The following is a 17,228-nucleotide window of genomic DNA, read 5'->3' as shown; positions in this document are numbered from 1 at the left end:
GGATTTTAGCATTTTAAGTAGTTTGGTAAACAAATTGATATATTGTATTTTGATACAAATAAGACTAATAACATGACCTACGATCAATTTACAGTAAAAGCTCAGGAGTGTATCCTGGAAGCTCAGAGAATAGCTGAGACACTCGATCAACAAATAGTCGATAATCCGCATTTGCTCAAAGGCATTATGCTCACAGAATCCAGTGTAAGTGATTTTATATTGAAAAAAAGCGGAGTTAACATTGCTACACTCAAACTGGAATTGGATCGGCTGATACAAAATTATCCTAAAGTCCAGGGGTCTGATGTCAAACAGGCTTTGTCTAATGAGGCCAACCAGTCATTGGCCAGGGCCAAAACACAATTAAAAGAATTTGGTGATGACTTCATCAGTATGGAGCTTATATTACTGGGTATCTTGCTTGGCTCAGATAAGACCGCACAGTTATTAAAAAATTGCGGAGCGACAGAAGCAGGTATAAAAAATGCAATTAAAGAGCTCCGCAAAGGGAGGTCTGTCAAAGAACAAGGTGCTGAAAACAACTATAATGCATTGGGAAAATATGCAGTCAATCTCAACGAACGGGCTGAAAATGGTGATTTGGATCCTATAGTGGGGAGGGATGACGAAATCCGAAGGATCTTGCATATTTTATCCAGGCGGAAAAAAAATAATCCAATACTCTTAGGAGAAGCTGGTGTGGGCAAGACCGCCATCGTAGAAGGAATCGCCTGGAGGATTGTGCGCCAGGATGTGCCTGAAAACCTTAGGAATAAACAAATATTTTCCCTGGATATGGCGTCCCTCGTAGCAGGTGCAAAATATAAAGGCGAATTTGAAGAAAGATTAAAAGCAGTGATCAAAGAAGTGAAAGAATCTGGAGATACTGTGATCCTATTTATTGATGAAATACATACATTGATAGGAGCCGGTGGTGGCCAGGGTGCCATAGATGCTGCCAATATTCTCAAACCAGCTTTGGCCAGAGGTGAGCTCCATACCATTGGGGCAACCACGATGGATGAATACCAAAAATATTTTGAAAACGACAAGGCGCTGGTAAGAAGATTTCAGACTGTTTTTATAGACGAGCCCAGCATAGAAGAGACTATCTCTATCCTTCGTGGCATCCAGGACAAATACGAGGTCTTTCATAAAATAAATATTTTGGATGAGGCGCTGGTAGCTGCTGCAGAATTGTCAAGCAGATATATTCAGGACAGGCAGCTGCCTGATAAAGCAATTGATTTGATAGACGAAGCTGCTGCCAAACTCAGACTTGAGCTGGATAGTGTGCCGGATGAGGTGGATGAGTTACAACGCCGGGTAAGGCAACTGGAAATAGAGAAAGAGGTCATCAAACGAGATAATGATCTCAATAAATTTGACGCAATCAATAAAACGCTGGCAGAAGCAAAGGAAAAGATGGATATCGTCAGTGCGTCATGGAAAAATGAAAAAGAGATCGTGGATCAGATACAGGCCATCAAAAAGGAGATGGAAGATCTTGAAGGTCAGGCAGATAAGGCTGAGCGAGAAAGCAATTATGAGACTGTAGCCAAGATCCGTTACGGCACCTTAAAGGAAGCAGAGAAAAAGCTAGCCGACGCAGAAGCCAAATTAAATGAGCTTCCTGAGGACAACCGATTTACCAATCAGGAAGTCACAGCCAATGATATCGCCGGAGTGGTATCCAAAATGACCGGCATACCTATCCAAAAAATGTTGCAAAGTGAGCGGGGTAAGCTCCTGACACTGGAAGATGAGATTGGAAAAAGACTTATTGGACAAGCAGCTGCTGTCAAAGCTGTTTGTGATGCAGTCCGACGCAGCAGGGCTGGCTTAGGTGATCCCAATAGACCTATCGGATCGTTTATTTTTTTAGGACCCACCGGTGTGGGTAAAACGGAATTGGCCAAAGCTTTGGCCGAAGTATTGTTCAATGATGATAAAGCCATCATTAGGATAGATATGAGTGAGTTTCAAGAAAAACACTCTGTGTCCCGATTGATTGGTGCTCCTCCAGGTTATGTAGGATATGACGAAGGTGGGCAATTGACAGAGGCCGTAAGGAGAAGACCCTATTCAATAGTTTTGTTAGACGAAATAGAAAAAGCACATCCGGATACCTTCAATATATTGTTGCAGGTTTTAGATGATGGCAGACTCACAGATAACAAAGGAAGAGTCGCCAACTTTAAGAACACCATCATCATCATGACTTCTAATATGGGAGCTGATAAAATCCTTGAGAACTTCGAGGATCTCGAAGCGCTTGGAGATAAGCACAGGACTGAGATTATAGAAACTACCAAACTCGAAGTCTTTGATTTGCTCAAAGAAAATATGAGACCAGAGTTTCTCAATCGTATTGATGACAAGATCATGTTCTTGCCTTTGACCAAACCAGAGATGAAAAAAATTGCGGTTTTGTCCCTCAAATCTGTTAAGAAAAATCTGGCTAAACAAAGCCTAGATATAGAATTGACGGAGTCAGCACTTAATCTGTTGGTTGATCTTGGTTACGATCCTCAGTTTGGAGCCAGGCCATTAAAACGCGTAATTCAAGGTGACATCATCGACGAATTGGCCAAATTTCTTTTGTCAGGTACATTTAATTCTGGAGATACCATCATGGTCGATACAGATATAAAAGGGTTTACTTTTAAATCAAAACTCAACCCCGACGGAGACTTGTATCATAGCTCTATGGATAGCGTAGATACTGATCTTAAAACCAAGTTGTCCAGAGACAAATCTATAGATAAACTGAATAAGGCTGCAAAAGATGTAGAGGATACTGCCAAAAACATAAAAGACAGTCAAAATGAAACGGAGTTGGAAGGAAAGTAATCTGGATGAAGCTTAATTTATTGCTTCCGTTTATTTCAACAAATGGAGATAAGACCGGTGGACCTGGAAAAGCTTAGAGATGGCCCGTATATCGGGGTTGGTCAGTCCAATTGCAGCTTCAATTTGAGATTTGGTAAGTCCATAGGAAGCTTCAAAATTTTCCCAGGATGCTGTCATGTCCAGTTTGCCGAGGATTTTAGCCCATTCATACATAGCAATGTCCAAAAAGACAAACGGCTCCAGGACTCCTTTTCTTAAGTTAGGAATTGAAAAAATTAAAAGTTTGTCTTCAATATTACTCTCACTATGATGGAGAGCCTTATATCTTGGTGAAGGGAATGGATGATTGTAAAATACCAGGAGTTCAATTTGAGTAGCCAAATAGTCATCATCTTCCATGGTCAGCATTATCGCAGGCACCGAACTGAGATACTTTATGTCTTCCGGAGCATCAATCTCTTCTTCTTCATCTTGATTTCTAAAAGGTTGCAATCTATATTCATGATTCAATTTAAATAGCTCCAACCTCAGTTCAAATTTTTTCTGTTGGGCATCATCCAATTGTTTGTAGAATGGTACATGATGCAGAAGTAGTTTGATTTGGGAATCCAGTTGAGGCGGATATTTTTGGTAATATCTCCAATCAATTGCGTCCTTAAGCATGAATATAGCCACCAATGATACTAGTCCGATTCCCATGCCAATAGACCAACGGGCATCACTAATGAAAATCATTGCCGCGCAAAATAAAGTCAATAAAGTAATCGGGATGGCAAGGTGAATTGCTTTCATATTGACTTTAATATAAATAAAAAAAAGCAGTAAAATTGAGAAAAATTCAATTTTACTGCTCTTCCGTCTGAGTTGGTCTGTTTATTAAAATATCATATTATACTTGACCAATAATTGTTCTGTAAAGCTAACCCTTCTTCCGGTGCCACGTACACCACCTATTTCGCTGTAGTCCGTTATTTGCACTTTGACATCATGATCATAAAATACATCTGTGAGCAGAGAGATCTGAAAACCTTTATAAATATTGAATCCAAATTCATTGAGCCAGTCTACATCAATATGGTTGGGTTCATTAAGATAATTTGAGAATAGGGTTAATCCGCTCGAATGATTGATGCGGCCATCCAAATATTTATTGGTGTAGTTGCCTTTTATCATGCCTCCAAGTTGACTATCTGTTAGTTTAAAATCTTCGTTGCTGGTCCATTTATTGCCATGTATATTTAGTCGAGCAAGGTCACGGTCTGCTACAATTACCGATTTGTAACCAAACGGGGCAAAGAACCAGGAAATTTTGTCATTGGGTTTATAATCTATCCCCGGGGCTAAAGTGATATAGGCAGGAGCAAATAGTTTCGATACTAGGTTGGTTTGAATCTCCGATGTACGAAATTGTTTCACATAATTTTTGTTGTCGGTACCTCTATATGTAGGCATCAATTGACTGATAAAGCCAAAGTCTACAGCATACGACCATTTAGAAGTTACCCCGGTTTTGTAACCCAACCTCGATCCAAGCCTCAATTCATCTATTGACTTTAGAAAAGGCTGTTTCACTTTAGCAAAACTGGCGGTACTTGCCAATATACCAGTACCCAATTTTACCAGGCCCATATTGAATGACCCAATATTGTCAAAGGATAAAAGGCCTTTTTTATATTTAGCAAAAATGCTTATAGCTCCTCCAAATCCCAGACGATTTTCGCCACCACCTACTTTAGGATTGATCTGCAATAATTGTCCCATGTCCATTCCAAATCCGCCACCACTGATCCAGCCGTCTTCTTTAATCTCTTTTTCTGCGGCTTTGAGTACTGCAGCTGCACGGGCTCCGTCATCGTTTTGACCAGATAGAGAGTAGGCAATCAATACAAGAAATAAAAAAAGTATTCTTTTCATCATAAAAAGTAGTTTTTGATTTTTATATAATTAATTAAATTAGGTTAAGATTCGAGCTGTTTTATTTCTGCAGATTCAATTTCATCGGGAGCTTCCTTATGGATAGTGATGCTCTCTGCGGTTACTTTAGACAATGGTATAATGGATTTTTGGTGGTTTGGTAGAAGCAAAGTGACAGAAGACCGATCGATGTTTAAGATTTCTCCTCTGATATTATCTATAGTGACTTCATCGCCAACTTTGATCTTGTCTTTTGAATAAAAAGCTGATAAGATATTGGACACGATAGTTTTAGATGCTAATCCATATCCTATAGCGAAGGCAAGCGAAATGCCTCCAATGACTATTAAAATATTTTTTTCTATAAAGCCGGTATCTATTTGTAATTGCCCAAGGGCAGCCATCAGGAAATTGATCATGATGAAATAAAAGAAAGCAGTCGCCAACATCCCGGTAGAGGGTATTCCCAAAGACTTACCTGTGGTCTCTATAGCTTTTCTGATACCATCTGCGACCAGGATGCCGACCAGCAAGAGCACGCCTGCTACCACTACATTTGGTATGTAGTTGAGCATATTTTTGAAAAGGTCGGAGAGCGCAGGCATACCCAGTACATCAGTAGCTGCTACTATAAATATCAGCATCATAAAATAGAATATGATCCTGCTGAGTATTCCTGAGATTTTGATCTCAATGTTGTTTTTACGAATGAAGTCTACTTCTTCTATTTTCTTCCCTAATTTATCTACGCCAGCTTTTGAAATGACCGTTTTAATGACTGAAGCCACTATTTTTGATATGATATAGCCCAGGATCAGGATGACCAGACACCCCAATAGTTTAGGTAAGGTGGCGACCATGCTGGTAAGCAACTGCCTGATCAAGTCAAATGAGTTTTCCATGCGGACTCTTGTTTAGAGATGAGGTAAAAAATTAATTCTGATTAGGATATTTGGATGGCGGGTTTTTCCTATTACCACCTGACATGTTGATGAGTGACCTGCCAAAATGAGGAAGGTAGAGAACGATCAGATCTCCTATAGCCCTAAAGACATTCATGTTTTGAGAAACATTTTGTTTTATGGCTTCCGGTGGTTTGCCTAGCTCCGCCAGTTCCATTTTTTCTAATTCTTTAAAATTATTCACACTCATAAACTAAATTTTAAGTTGAAACTAATCTTCCTCATTTTTAAATAATTCGTCGTGTATAGATTTAAACTTGTGTTTCGCTCTTTGGATTTTCATTTTGATAGCACTTTCCCCTTTCCCCAGAATATCCCCCATTTCTTTAATAGAGAGATCATCCTGGTACTTCATTAACAATATGGTTTTATCATCATCATCCATATCCCCCAATACCTTTTTTAGACGACTTACTTTAGTCTCCATCAAAAAAATATCACTGACTTCATCCTGTTTATCAGCATGCTCCATCTTGACATCGACAAAAAAGTTTTTTCTGTTTTTGCGAATCAAATCGATGCAGTGGTTATAGGTAATAGAAAACAACCAGGTCGAGAACCTTGATTGTTGATTAAATCGTGAAATATTGGTTAGCACTTTGATAAATATTTCCTGAGTACAGTCTTGTGCAGATTCCATATTCTTTAACATGGTGATACACTTACCATATATTTTCGCAGAATACCTATTGTACAGGATTGAAAATAATTGATCATCCTGCGTATCGATATACTGCGCTACTAACACCTCATCAGCCAATGTAGGGTCTCCCTTACTTCTGAACTTACTAAATAAAACTTCTAAAAACTGTAGGATCAACCGCATACATCAATTAGTAACTTGGACGAAATTATAATAAAAAGTCACCTAAATTCTCAACTAAACGAATAAAATAATCTTCTGGCCTTAAAACGAAGATAAAATACCTAAAATAAAAAGAGGTAATGCAATTTTCATCACATTACCTCGACCCTAACCAAATGAAACCAAATTAATCTTTAAAAAGTCAGATAATTAATATCTTGACCCCATAAATGTATTTTAAATGAATCCAAATACCTACTCTAATATTTTTAAATTATTACTGCTAATTGTTATTTTCAAAGGTGGTTTTTTGACAGCTCAGTCAAATATTGATCAGGATGCCTGGATGTTGAAAAATATTCATAACCAGGTACTTGCAAATGGAAAATCCTATGAATGGCTCCGGTCCCTCACAACAGAAGCGCCTGGTAGATTGGCTGGTTCGCCTGCTGCCGCCGCCGCGGTAGAGCTTACAAAGCAGATCATGGATAGCCTTGGATTCGATAAAGTATACCTTCAGCCTTGTACAGTGCCCCACTGGACGAGAGGAGAAAAAGAAATAGTGCGCATCGTCAATGCTGCTTCCATTGGTACGCAGGATTTGGATGCTCTTTCGTTGGGCAATTCTACGGGTACTGGTCCATCAGGTTTAACCGCTGAAGTCATAGAAGTGAGATCATTGGATACCCTGGAGAAAATGGGCACTTCCAGACTGAGAGGGAAAATTGTTTTTTTTAACAGGCCTATGGAGGTTACCCAACTTAGGACTTTTGCTGCATATGGAGGTGCTGTGGATCAGCGTGGACGAGGCCCTGCTTTGGCTGCTAAATACGGTGCAGTTGGAGCTATCGTGAGAAGTATGACGACGAGTCAGGACGATATACCTCACACTGGGGCCACCAATTTTCAGCAGGGGGAGACTTTGATACCTGCTTTGGCTATCAGTACCAATGGTGCTGACTTATTGAGCAGAGAGTTAAGCAAAGGGCCAATCAAAGTTTTTATCCGTAATACTTGCAAAATGTTATCTCCTGCATTGTCCTATAATGTAATCGGAGAGATCACCGGGTCTACCTATCCTGATGAGCTCATTGTCATTGGAGGACATCTTGATTCCTGGGATGTCGCAGAGGGTGCACATGATGATGGCGCAGGATGCGTACAAAGTATTGAAGTATTGCACACCTTAAAGTCGTTAAAATACAAGCCGCTAAGATCGCTAAGATGTGTCATGTTTATGAATGAAGAAAATGGATTGGGTGGAGGTTTAGCTTATGGAGATTCTTCCAATGCCAGGAAAGAAAAGCATATCCTGGCACTGGAGTCCGACTCAGGTGGATTTACACCTCGGGGTTTTGGTTTCTCAGCTGATAAAGAGGTATATGAAAACTATTTTAAAAAGGTCAATAACTGGTCTAATCTTTTAGAGCCATTTGACCTAAAAATCTATAACGGAGGAGGTGGGGCAGACATAGGCCCATTAAAGAGTCAAAAAGGATTGCTCGCCAACCTACAGCCGGACAGCCAACGGTATTTTGATTATCATCACACTCGCATAGACCAGTTTGGAACTGTCAATAAAAGGGAATTATTGCTGGGTGCGGCAGCTATGACTTCGCTTGTATATCTTGTAGATAAATATGGATTAGACTAATGACAGACATTGAAGTACATGGACGACGCTTTGAAAAATTTATTGACAAGGCAACTTTAGACCTGGAGGTAAGCCGCCTGGCTGATCAGTTAAATGCCCGGTATCACGCTGTTGGAGACCCTCCTTTGTTAGTTGGTATCCTGAATGGGTCATTTATTTTTATGGCCGACCTGATCCGGCAGCTGACTTTTGAATGCAAAGTTCAGTTTATACGAATAGAGTCTTACCAGGGTATGGAGAGAGGGGGAATCGTCAAGATGGAAGCTGATGTATCTCAGAAATGGAAAAATCAACATATCATCGTCATCGAAGATATCATCGACACCGGCAATACCATGCAGCGTTTTTTGCCAGTATTGGCATCCCACCAGCCCAAATCAGTATTTGTATGTGCACTCCTATTTAAAGAAGCCGCGCTGGAGGTAGCAGTACAGTTGGATGCTTATTGTTTTAATATACCCAAAGATTTTGTGCTGGGTTATGGACTGGATTATGATGGATTAGGACGCAATCTCCCCGAGATTTACAGGCTGGCAGAGTGAAAAGATGATTTAATAGAAGTCTGTTTTTTATTCACTCAGATCTGTGTCGAACCTGACCAACTCTACAAAATCTCTTACCCGATCATTGATCAATCCCTGGCTGAGCGTTTTCATCTTGTCAATAGAAAATTCTTCTACGCAAAAAGAAGCCATAGCCGATCCAAAGATGATAGCTCGCTTCATGTTTTCAAAACTCAGATCCCTTGTTTTCGCCAGATGCCCTATGAACCCACCGGCAAAAGTATCTCCTGCTCCTGTCGGATCAAAAACCTGGGACAAGGGTAGTGCCGGAGCAAAAAAGATATGACCTTCTGAAAATAATAAAGCCCCATGTTCTCCTTTTTTGATGATTAGGGTTTTTGGGCCCATTCGATGGATGATCTCTGCGGCTTTGACCAGCGAAAACTCGCCGCTGAGTTGACGAGCTTCTTCTTCGTTTAAGGTCAATACATCGACCATGGATATCACTTGCAATAATTGATCCATGGCGATGTCCATCCAAAAATTCATCGTATCGAGTACGATCAGTTTTGGCCTTTCATTCATTTGGTTGAGAACGCTGATCTGTACTTCCGGCGTGAGATTGCCCAGCATGACAAATTCACTGTTTTTATATGCTTCAGGCAGTATTGGATTAAAATCAGCCAGGACATTCAACTCTGTGACCAGGGTATCACGTGCATTCATATTGTCGTGATATTTGCCGGACCAATAAAATGATTTTTTACCTTTTATGATATCGAGACCTTGGGTCTTTACACCCCGATTCTGGAGAGCTGTTATCTCCTCAACAGGAAAGTCTTCACCAACGATACTTTGTAAAAATATGGGCTTATAAAAATAGGACGCCGCCCAGGAAATATAAGTGCCCGATCCACCGACCACACGGTCGGCTTTGCCATAAGGGCTTTCTATACTGTCAAAAGCAACAGTGCCAATCACTAAAAGGCTCATAAATATGGTATTATATATACAAAAAATATGGGCAATCTAAAGGAGATTGCCCATTTTAATATCAGCGCCCCCTCCAGGACTTGAACCTGGGACCTGCGGATTAACAGTCCGTCGCTCTAACCAACTGAGCTAAGGGGGCATCCTGTATACTTACCAAGTTATCGATAAGGGATGCAAAAATAATGATTTTTAGGAATGAACCAAATGAGATTGCATTTTTAAGGGATTATGTCCGGTGGCTGGTGTTAGTTTTTAAAAATATTGTCTACAACCTGTTTGTGGTGATAATGCAGTTTTTAGAAGTGCTCTGACCAAATTTGGGGCGAAGAATTGATTAATATTAAAACCAGATTACTGCTTATTTAGGCTCCAGAGATAATCCTTATAGTCGATTTTGGCCTTGGCATTGATTTTTACCGGTGCATATTTATTGAGGAAATCAATCAATGAACCGTTTTTCTTAAAGTCTCCTGTAAACCAATCAAAAATCTTTGAAATGGTGATTCTGTCAGGTGTAAATTCATTTTTATTTTTATCAGCCAGAAAAGATTTTGCCGCATCTGTCAATTGAGCATCTAATTTATCAGCTGTATAAGCTTCGTTTCGAAGTGCCGGACAGGAATAGGAGGCACAGTTGATGGCAAAATGAACCCGTGGTTCGTCATATTTTTTACGGATAATGCCGTGTTCCAGATTATTAAGATCATAGGTCTCTTTGCCAATTTTAATGAATTTAATATCCCATACTGAATTGATAAAGCTGATGCCCGGTCGTATTTCTTTGATGCTGGCTACCGGATAGTGTTTTACTACCAGTGAGATAGTGAAAGCATTGTAGGCGTTGATCCAATAGGCCAATTGTTCATCTTTGGACCAGGAAGCGGATGGTTCATTGGAGGATAACAGAGTAAGATATGAATCCAGTATTTTTTGGTCTTTTTTGAGTCCTATATAATTGACATTGCCATTTTTATCGACATATTTTTTAAGGAGGCCATCAAAAATATCGTGAGAAACTGGCTTAGTCTGCGCTGATGGTTGTTGCTGACCACAAGCGAACAAGACGATTGCAAAGAATAAATGGAGCTTCATAATTAACCTATATACGTGAAAAATATAAAGTGAGATCTTAATATTGAGTTATAATATCACTTTAAATAACATGATTCTTCTAACATAGTTTGACGAATCAAATAATTACTCAGAATAAATCGTATTGATGTTATAGGATAATATAGCCTGATCTGACAATATCAATGACTGTCTCTGGTGACCTCGCTGCTGCTCTTGCCTACCAGGAAATCCAGGTCGGCCCCTTCATGAGCCTGGTTGACAGGGCGTATGTACATGGCCACGTAACCCCTGTCTGTGATTGGTTTAGGAGCTACCCAGGCCGCTTTTCTTCTGGCAAGTTCTTCGTCAGATACTTCAAGAACGAGGGATCTGTTTTCCACATCCAGCGCGATATAATCTCCGTTTTGGACCATTGCAAAATTGCCACCGACGGCCGCCTCAGGAGAAGCGTGCAATACTACAGTGCCATAGCCTGTGCCACTCATACGGCCATCGGATATCCTGACCATGTCATGAATGCCTTGCTCTAATATTTTTTTAGGCAGTGACATTTTGCCTACCTCCGGCATACCAGGATAACCTTTGGGTCCTACCATTTTGAGTACAAGTACACTATCAGCATCGACCTCGAGGTCTGAAGAATCTATCCTTCTATTGTAATCTTCTATATCGTTAAATACCACTGCCTTGCCTCTGTGTTTCATCAAATGTTTGCTGGCAGCACTGGGCTTGATGACGCAACCTCCTTCACTCAGATTGCCTCTCAACACAGCTAGTCCGGTCTCTGTCTTAAATGGTTTTTCGAGCGTAGCGATCACATTAGCATTGTAACTTTTGGCAGAAGATATATTATCATGAACAGACTTGCCGCTTACGGTGATGAGGTCACTGTGCAGATAAGACTCCATTTCTTTCATGACTGCCGGCAGCCCTCCTGCATAATACAAATCCTCGACGAAATAGTCTCCAGAAGGTTGAACATTGGTGAGTAGTGGAATACCCATTGAACATCGGTCAAAATCAGCCAGGGTGAGATCTACCCCAATTCGGCCGGCAATAGCAATCATATGGATGACAAAATTGGTCGAGCCACCGATAGCAGCATTTACTTTGATGGCATTTTCAAAAGCCTTCTTGGTCAATACTTGAGAAATTTTTTGATCTTCCCTTACCATATCTACGATACGCATGCCACTTTTGTGTGCAAACACTTTTCTCCTTGAATCAGCAGCTGGTATAGAAGCATTGCCAGGTAGTGCGATCCCGAGTGATTCCACCATACAAGCCATCGTAGAAGCGGTGCCCATCACCGCGCAGTGGCCTTTGCTGCGGCACATAGCGCCTTCGGCCTCTTCCATTTCTTCCTGGGTTATATTACCTAGTTTTAATGCTGCATCCATGCGCCAGACATCTGAGGTGCCAATGTCTTTGCCTTTGAATTTTCCAGCCAACATCGGACCACCAGATACTACGAGTGTTGGGATGTCTACGCTGCAAGCACCCATGACCAAGGACGGGGTCGTTTTATCACAGCCACACATCAGGACTACACCGTCTATAGGATTGGCACGGATCGATTCTTCAACATCCATACTCGCGAGGTTGCGATACAACATAGCGGTGGGTTTGATTAAGGTCTCACCCAGAGACATGACCGGAAATTCTACCGGATATCCTCCAGCCTGAATAATACCATGTTTTATAGACTCTGCCAACTCCCTGAAATGGGCATTGCATGGGGTGAGCTCTGACCAGGTATTGCAGATACCGATGACCGGTTTTCCTGCTAATTCTTCTTTGGGTATCCCCTGATTTTGCATCCAGGCTCTGTATATAAATCCATCTTTGCCGGTTTTACCAAACCAACCTCTGCTGCGCAATGCCATATTCTTTTTTATTTTTTATGAAATGAAATACTAAACTAAGAAATATTGGTCAACTACCAACTTTGCTCCACCTTGCTTAGGTATACTTATTTATTATATTCAACAATTCAATTCTATTTTTGGCTATGATGCCAGGCATAGGAAGGGCTGTCAATGTTTTTACGGGAATAAAATTCATTTTTTTTGCCATTGTTTTAATTTTACACAAATAGAAATATCCATGAATGACTTGATGGGTTAAAGTCTGTTTGGCAATCAATATTGGAGTTATTGGTTTTTTGATAAGCTGCTGTAGCACAAGATGTTCGGTATCAAGTGGGAATAGCGCACTTTCAGTTTCGATCATTGGGAACTCAAATAGGCCAGTCCAGATATCTCCTTTGGATCTTGGATTGATTGCTGCAAGTTGATCATCCTTCACCACGATGAAATAGTGAAAATGCCTTGACCTTTTGAGCTTGTTGATTTTGGCTGGAGGCAGCTGATCCACTTTTTGATGTTTCAGGGCATAGCAGGATCTCCGAAGAGGACACTCTGCGCACCTGGGGTTAGATGGCGTGCAGCAAGTAGCTCCAAAATCCATGATAGCCTGATTGTATCTGCCTGAAGCGCTGTGGTCTATTAATTGTTGGGAGATTAGTTGAAAGTATTTTTTTTGATCATTGGATTGCATCAGACTGGCTATGCCAAAATATCTGGATAGAATTCTATGGACATTCCCATCCAGCACAGCATAAGGTTGATCATAAGCAAATGAAGTTATTGCAGCAGCAGTATAGTCACCGATACCTTTGAGCTGTTTGATTTTATCATACTCATCAGGAAATTGTCCTCGCAGATCTTTAGAGATATATATCGCAGTATGATGAAGATTGCGTGCCCTGGTATAATATCCCAGCCCTTCCCATAACTTTAGCACCTGCTCTGTGGATGCCCGGGCCAGGTGATGAATGGTTGGAAATCGACGAATAAAGTTTTCGAAATACGGCCAGCCTTGTTCGACGCGGGTTTGTTGTAAGATGATCTCAGATAACCAGATTTTATATGGATCTTTTTCACCTTTCCATGGCATGGGACGAGGATGCTTCAATGCCCACGCATAAAGGCCTTGCCGGAAAATGTTAGCTTTATATTTAGTTATTTTAAGAGAGATGAATTCGGGCACTTTTTATTTAACTTTAAAACAATAATACAGCACAAATCATGAAACGAAGAAATTTTATCCAATCAGCATCTTTGATTTCTACAGGTGCTCTGATAGCTCCATCCATGTGGCCTAATATCGTGGTACCAAAAGCAAAAGACAAACTGGGTGTAGCCTTGGTAGGTCTTGGTTATTACAGTACAGATATATTGGCCAAATCACTTCAGTTCACACAAAAATGTATCTTGGCAGGTATCGTCACCGGCACACCTGCCAAAGCAGAAAAATGGAAGTCTATGTACCAATTAAAAGATCAAAACATCTATAATTATGCAGACTTTGATCAAATAGCTAATAATCCTGATATCGATGTCATCTATATAGTCCTGCCACCATCCATGCATGCAGAATATGTGATCCGCGCCGCTAATGCGGGCAAACAAGTATGGTGTGAAAAGCCGATGGCGCCTTCAGTGGCCGATTGTCAATCTATGATCGATGCTTGCAAGAAAAATAAAGTGAGTCTTGCGATTGGTTATCGTATGCATCATGAACCTAATACCCAGGAAATCATACAATGGGCCAGGTCCAAACCTTATAGTAAGGTGCTCGATCTAAGTGCTGCTGCCGGATACAGAGAAAATCGCACGGATCATTGGAAGCAAAAAAAGGCTATGGGCGGTGGTGTCATGGGAGATATGGGTGTCTATCCGCTCAATGCAGTCAGGTATGCTACCGGTTTGGAACCTATATCAGTGTCTGCCAAAGCATCTACTACCCGACCTGAGATCTATCACGAAGTAGAGGAGACGATGCAGTTTGAGCTTGAATTTCCCGGTGGCTTGATGGCTACTTGTGAAGCCAGTTTTGGCAAGGGTCTCAATACACTCCAAGTCAATTGTGAAAGAGGAGGGTACACGGTAGATCCATTTCAAGCCTATAGTGGAGCAGTCGTAAAAACCAGTGATGGTAAAGTATTAGACAAAAAACTGCCTAATCAACAGGCCAAGCAAATGGATGATGATGCTATGGCTATTATGATGAAAAAACCAGTGCTGGCTCCTGGCGAAGAAGGATTGAAAGACATCAAAGTGGTGGAGGCTATTTATAGATCTGCCGGGAGTGGAATGAGGGTGAAGATTTAGGGCGTTTTTCAATAGGGCATCCCGAAACTTCGTCCCGATGCTTCGGGAGACAATGGGCAATAGGCAATGGGCAATAATCAATGGAATAATCAATGGACAATGGACATCCCGAAACTTCGGGAGGCAATGGGCAATAGGCATCCCGAAACTTCGGGAGGCAATAGACAGTAGACATCCCGAAACTTCGGGAGGCAATAGACAGCCAGAGGCTTCGTCCCAAGACTTCGGGAGACACACTTTAGGGTTGAGGTAGTGCGGTCGAGTGAATGAGAAAATTACTTTATAGCTTTACCAATATCGGTTCTGTAAGCCTGGATAGCCGGAATCAGTGCTGCGACCAATCCAATCATCAGAGCACCAATCAATAAAAGGAATTCTTCCATGATAAAGGCAAAAGGATTGATCCTATACTTATACATTTCGAAGATTTTATCAGCGCCAAAATAGAGTACAAGATGGGCTGTTATAATTCCGACCACAAATCCCAGGAAAGCAATTAGCAAACCTTCTAAAGCAATCAATTGGAAGAGCGTGGCCGGTCGGGCACCCATGGTACGCATGAGAGCTAGCTCTTGCCTCCTTTCTTTGAGTGAATTGTACAAGGATATAAATATGCTGAGCCCTGATACAAAAGCAATGATCCAGGCCAACATTTGAATAGCGTCAAATCCGATACCCATCATAGAAAAAAGTCTATTGATTTCAATGGCCGGGGTAGCAGCCTGGAGTTGGGTATTTTGATTTATGTTGCGCTGCATATTGAGCGTCTGCATATTTCTGGCTTTGAATTGAATCAACAGGGTAGTGATATCATGTTCAGGCTGTAAGGTATCTGGTATGATTTGCTCATGTTCATGCTCATCGGCTTCATCATGATGTGCAGCGGTGGAGTCGATGATCTCAGCAACAGGAGCCGCTTCCATAGGGTGTTCGTGCACTTGCCAGATACTTTCCGCGGATGTCAAGATAAGCTGATCAGCTACCGCATCAGTGGTCTTCATGATGCCTACGACTATATATGGTGCATGGTCGTGCTGGTTGATATCATCTGTGGTCAGACCGTGTGAACTGACAAAAGTATCCCCAATATGCAAATGTGTTGTAGAGGCGATGGTACTTCCGATGACAACTTCCATTGGGTTTTGCCACCAGGCACCTTCGGATAGCGTCGCTTTATACAGGGGAGGAAAATCCATATTGGTACCCACGATTCTAAATCCCTGGTAGCTATCGCCCAAAGACAATGGAATCGCTTTTTTAATCACAGGATGATTAGGATTCATAAATGCCTGCAACTCTTTGAGGGGTATATTGCCGGTAGGGGCATCTATATGGTAGAGTCCATTTAAAACCAATTGTAGTGGGCTGCCCTTGGCACCAATGATAAGATCTATCCCGGCCAGGTTATTTTCAAATTTTTGGGTAATCTGTTTATTCAAAATCATCATCAGCGCAACCAGGCCAATCCCCAAAGAAAAAAGAATCAAACTCAATGTCAGCTGCAATGGTTTGTGGAGTAGATTCTGCAGACTTAATTTGATCAATTTCATACGCCCAACAATATTTGGTGATGAAAATGTTGTTTTATCCTGGCATCATGGGTGACGATGACGAGTGAAGCTCCATCTTGTTCAGCTTGTTCTCTCAGTAAATTGACCACCTCAGCAGCATTGTCATCATCCAATGCAGAAGTTGGTTCGTCAGCCAGGATAATCGATGGTTTATTGACCAAAGCCCTGGCGATCGAGGCCCGTTGCTGTTCGCCGATACTCAACCTGGATGGCAATCTATTTTTGTGTTGGATGATCTGTAATCTTTCCAACAATTCATTGATTCGTTCATGATTGGGATGTTTGCCCGAAAATTGCTGAGCCCAGGCCAGGTTTTCGCTGAGACTGATGGCCTGGATAAAATAAGGTTGTTGAAACACCAGACCAATATGCTGCCCCCTGTAAAAATCAAGCCCGGCAGCTGTAAACTTATAAATATCATTTTGATCAATAACTATGGATCCTTGAGTTGGTTTTAGCAAGCCGGCGAGTATATGTAGAAAAGTAGTCTTTCCCACCCCGGACTTGCCCAGAATCAAACAATGTGCAGTGCTCTCCAGGGTGAGATCTGGAAACTTGATTGAGTCTCTGCCCTGGTATTTATAAGATACATTTTCGGTAGTAAGCACTCTACAAAGCTAAGTAACAAAATCAACTTCTAATACTGTAAAATCACTTTGGACTAAGTGTATTCATCACCACCTTTGGTATAAATAAAAAAGAGGCAAAGAATTCTGGACTCTTT

General features: G+C 41.2%; 15 protein-coding genes and 1 tRNA gene. 4 read left to right on the top strand and 12 right to left on the bottom strand.

Annotated features, from left to right (window positions below; translation table 11 throughout):
• The first annotated feature begins 72 nt into the window (after positions 1–72).
• Complete coding sequence (locus tag IPJ09_09790; GenBank protein MBK7371714.1) at positions 73–2,853, top strand: AAA family ATPase; 2,781 nt, start codon at positions 73–75, stop codon at positions 2,851–2,853.
• Between the two features lie 30 nt (positions 2,854–2,883).
• Here IPJ09_09790 and IPJ09_09785 read toward each other — a convergent pair whose 3' ends face one another.
• From IPJ09_09785 to IPJ09_09765, 5 genes are all read right to left on the bottom strand, one after another.
• Positions 2,884–3,645, bottom strand: coding sequence for a hypothetical protein (locus IPJ09_09785; GenBank protein MBK7371713.1), 762 nt, complete (start codon positions 3,643–3,645; stop codon positions 2,884–2,886).
• 84 nt (positions 3,646–3,729) lie between these two features.
• Entirely contained in the window at positions 3,730–4,770 is a 1,041-nt protein-coding gene (locus tag IPJ09_09780; protein ID MBK7371712.1) for a DUF3078 domain-containing protein, read from the bottom strand.
• 41 nt (positions 4,771–4,811) lie between these two features.
• A complete protein-coding gene (locus tag IPJ09_09775) occupies positions 4,812–5,669 on the bottom strand; it encodes a mechanosensitive ion channel (GenBank protein MBK7371711.1) in 858 nt (285 codons plus the stop codon).
• Positions 5,670–5,700: 31 nt separating this feature from the next.
• Positions 5,701–5,919, bottom strand: coding sequence for a hypothetical protein (locus IPJ09_09770; GenBank protein MBK7371710.1), 219 nt, complete (start codon positions 5,917–5,919; stop codon positions 5,701–5,703).
• 21 nt (positions 5,920–5,940) lie between these two features.
• A complete protein-coding gene (locus tag IPJ09_09765; GenBank protein MBK7371709.1) occupies positions 5,941–6,555 on the bottom strand; it encodes an RNA polymerase sigma factor in 615 nt (204 codons plus the stop codon).
• 220 nt (positions 6,556–6,775) lie between these two features.
• Here IPJ09_09765 and IPJ09_09760 point away from each other — a divergent pair, with 220 nt between their 5' ends.
• Positions 6,776–8,188, top strand: coding sequence for a M28 family peptidase (locus IPJ09_09760; GenBank protein ID MBK7371708.1), 1,413 nt, complete (start codon positions 6,776–6,778; stop codon positions 8,186–8,188).
• Positions 8,188–8,730, top strand: a complete 543-nt coding sequence (hpt, locus tag IPJ09_09755; protein ID MBK7371707.1) for a hypoxanthine phosphoribosyltransferase — start codon at positions 8,188–8,190, stop codon at positions 8,728–8,730. The genes IPJ09_09760 and hpt overlap by 1 nt, the downstream gene beginning before the upstream one ends.
• 27 nt (positions 8,731–8,757) lie before the next feature.
• Here the strand turns inward: hpt and IPJ09_09750 are convergent, their stop codons facing one another.
• From IPJ09_09750 to mutY, 5 genes are all read right to left on the bottom strand, one after another.
• Positions 8,758–9,684, bottom strand: a complete 927-nt coding sequence (locus IPJ09_09750) for a bifunctional hydroxymethylpyrimidine kinase/phosphomethylpyrimidine kinase (GenBank protein ID MBK7371706.1) — start codon at positions 9,682–9,684, stop codon at positions 8,758–8,760.
• Positions 9,685–9,749: 65 nt separating this feature from the next.
• A tRNA-Asn gene (locus IPJ09_09745) sits at positions 9,750–9,823 on the bottom strand.
• Positions 9,824–10,035: 212 nt separating this feature from the next.
• Entirely contained in the window at positions 10,036–10,776 is a 741-nt protein-coding gene (locus tag IPJ09_09740; protein ID MBK7371705.1) for a DUF547 domain-containing protein, read from the bottom strand.
• A gap of 161 nt (positions 10,777–10,937) precedes the next feature.
• A complete protein-coding gene (locus IPJ09_09735) occupies positions 10,938–12,644 on the bottom strand; it encodes a dihydroxy-acid dehydratase (GenBank protein MBK7371704.1) in 1,707 nt (568 codons plus the stop codon).
• Between the two features lie 76 nt (positions 12,645–12,720).
• Entirely contained in the window at positions 12,721–13,734 is a 1,014-nt protein-coding gene (gene mutY / locus IPJ09_09730; protein MBK7371703.1) for an A/G-specific adenine glycosylase, read from the bottom strand.
• Between the two features lie 113 nt (positions 13,735–13,847).
• Here mutY and IPJ09_09725 point away from each other — a divergent pair, with 113 nt between their 5' ends.
• Entirely contained in the window at positions 13,848–14,933 is a 1,086-nt protein-coding gene (locus IPJ09_09725) for a Gfo/Idh/MocA family oxidoreductase (GenBank protein ID MBK7371702.1), read from the top strand.
• Positions 14,934–15,208: 275 nt separating this feature from the next.
• Here IPJ09_09725 and IPJ09_09720 read toward each other — a convergent pair whose 3' ends face one another.
• The gene (locus tag IPJ09_09720; GenBank protein ID MBK7371701.1) at positions 15,209–16,483 is read right to left on the bottom strand and encodes an ABC transporter permease; all 1,275 of its coding nucleotides are present in this window, start codon (positions 16,481–16,483) and stop codon (positions 15,209–15,211) included.
• On the bottom strand, positions 16,480–17,112 hold the full coding sequence (locus IPJ09_09715) for an ABC transporter ATP-binding protein (protein MBK7371700.1): 633 nt from the start codon (positions 17,110–17,112) through the stop codon (positions 16,480–16,482). Before IPJ09_09715 ends, IPJ09_09720 begins: the two co-directional genes overlap by 4 nt.
• Positions 17,113–17,228 lie beyond the last annotated feature (116 nt).

The organism is Saprospiraceae bacterium (genome assembly GCA_016709995.1).
GTDB lineage: Bacteria > Bacteroidota > Bacteroidia > Chitinophagales > Saprospiraceae > JADJLQ01.
Note: the sequence above shows the minus strand (reverse complement) of the source record. Positions and strands in the feature narration are given on the sequence as shown.

Excerpts from the sequence above, each read along its gene's own strand:
- IPJ09_09790 (MBK7371714.1), top strand. The coding sequence starts at position 73 with ATGACCTACGATCAATTTACAGTAAAAGCTCAGGAGTGTATCCTGGAA.
- IPJ09_09785 (MBK7371713.1), bottom strand. The coding sequence starts at position 3,645 with ATGAAAGCAATTCACCTTGCCATCCCGATTACTTTATTGACTTTATTT.
- IPJ09_09780 (MBK7371712.1), bottom strand. The coding sequence starts at position 4,770 with ATGATGAAAAGAATACTTTTTTTATTTCTTGTATTGATTGCCTACTCT.
- IPJ09_09775 (MBK7371711.1), bottom strand. The coding sequence starts at position 5,669 with ATGGAAAACTCATTTGACTTGATCAGGCAGTTGCTTACCAGCATGGTC.
- IPJ09_09770 (MBK7371710.1), bottom strand. The coding sequence starts at position 5,919 with ATGAGTGTGAATAATTTTAAAGAATTAGAAAAAATGGAACTGGCGGAG.
- IPJ09_09765 (MBK7371709.1), bottom strand. The coding sequence starts at position 6,555 with ATGCGGTTGATCCTACAGTTTTTAGAAGTTTTATTTAGTAAGTTCAGA.
- IPJ09_09760 (MBK7371708.1), top strand. The coding sequence starts at position 6,776 with ATGAATCCAAATACCTACTCTAATATTTTTAAATTATTACTGCTAATT.
- hpt (MBK7371707.1), top strand. The coding sequence starts at position 8,188 with ATGACAGACATTGAAGTACATGGACGACGCTTTGAAAAATTTATTGAC.
- IPJ09_09750 (MBK7371706.1), bottom strand. The coding sequence starts at position 9,684 with ATGAGCCTTTTAGTGATTGGCACTGTTGCTTTTGACAGTATAGAAAGC.
- IPJ09_09740 (MBK7371705.1), bottom strand. The coding sequence starts at position 10,776 with ATGAAGCTCCATTTATTCTTTGCAATCGTCTTGTTCGCTTGTGGTCAG.
- IPJ09_09735 (MBK7371704.1), bottom strand. The coding sequence starts at position 12,644 with ATGGCATTGCGCAGCAGAGGTTGGTTTGGTAAAACCGGCAAAGATGGA.
- IPJ09_09725 (MBK7371702.1), top strand. The coding sequence starts at position 13,848 with ATGAAACGAAGAAATTTTATCCAATCAGCATCTTTGATTTCTACAGGT.
- IPJ09_09720 (MBK7371701.1), bottom strand. The coding sequence starts at position 16,483 with ATGAAATTGATCAAATTAAGTCTGCAGAATCTACTCCACAAACCATTG.